Origin of the sequence: Desulfovibrio piger ATCC 29098, assembly GCF_000156375.1 — a bacterium.
GTDB classification, from domain to species: Bacteria; Desulfobacterota; Desulfovibrionia; order Desulfovibrionales; family Desulfovibrionaceae; genus Desulfovibrio; species Desulfovibrio piger.
Genome location: NZ_DS996372.1, coordinates 1 through 1,066 on the forward strand (window position 1 = coordinate 1; position 1,066 = coordinate 1,066).

The 1,066-nt window shown below is 63.4% G+C and carries 1 protein-coding gene; it reads right to left on the reverse strand.

The genetic code is table 11. From position 1 onward, the window contains the following. Nucleotides 1–1,066 (reverse strand): phage tail tape measure protein (locus DESPIG_RS14175; protein WP_006009475.1); only part of this gene is annotated, 1,066 nt, incomplete at both ends.

The window sequence follows — 1,066 nt, forward strand, 5'->3', positions numbered from 1 at the left end:
ACCCTCGGCAAGCGTGGTCATCATGCGCGCCCCGGAAAGCGTGAGCTGAGAAAGCGGCCCCACATGCGCGTCCGAAAACGGTAGGTACTCCCGCACCTTGGTAAATACACCTTCCACGGATTCCACTACGGATGACGCCATGCTCTTGATGCCTTCCACAAAGGTGGAAAGCAGTTTCGCCCCGGATTCAAAGAGGTTCAGCCCGCCGAAAAATTCCAGCACGGCGTTCCAGGCTTCCGTTATCCCAGCCAGCAGGGACGCCCCGAAGCCCGCGATACCGCCCACAATGGCGTCCCACGCGCCGGAAACAATGCCCTTGATGCCTTCCCATGCCGCGCTCGCCGCGCCGCTGGCCGTATCCCACGCGCCTTGCAGACCGGAAAGGATAGACGCGCCGAAGCCCGTAATACCGGAAATGATGGAATCCCACGCCCCGGTAATCGTGCCCGTGATGGCGTCCCATTTTTCACCCGCCCAGGCCGCTATGCCGCCCCACAGGTCATGCCACCACGCGGCGATCTCATCCCAGTTTTGGACAAGCCACGCCCCGGCGGCAATCAGACCCGCGATAGCGATGACGACCAGACCTATGGGGTTTGCGCTCATGGCCGCGTTGAGAACCCACTGCACGGCGGCCCACGCCTTTGTCGCGGCAGATACCGCCACCATGACACCGCGCACGGCCAGAAGCGCGGCTTTCCAGGCCACAAACAGCCCCAGCACATAGCCGAGTACCTTTCCGAGATTCGACCAGGCGAAGGGGTCCGCTGCCGCGTTGGCTTCATTCGTGGCCCCGCCAAGGTCCAGCAGCCAGCCGCACAGCGCCGAAACGCCGTCTATCAGGTGCCCGATGACGGAAGCAAACAGCCTCACTCCGTCCACCAGCCAGGCAAAGCCCGTGGCCAGTCCTTCCAGCACTCCGCCAGCGATCTCTCCCAGGGCCGCGCCGAAGGCTTCCCAGGACGAGGCGGCGCTGGTCACTTCGTTGCCCGTGAACAGGCCGAACAGACCGGAAAGCGCCTGCATGAGTTCGGCCACTGCCAGACGCACGGGCACAAAAATAACG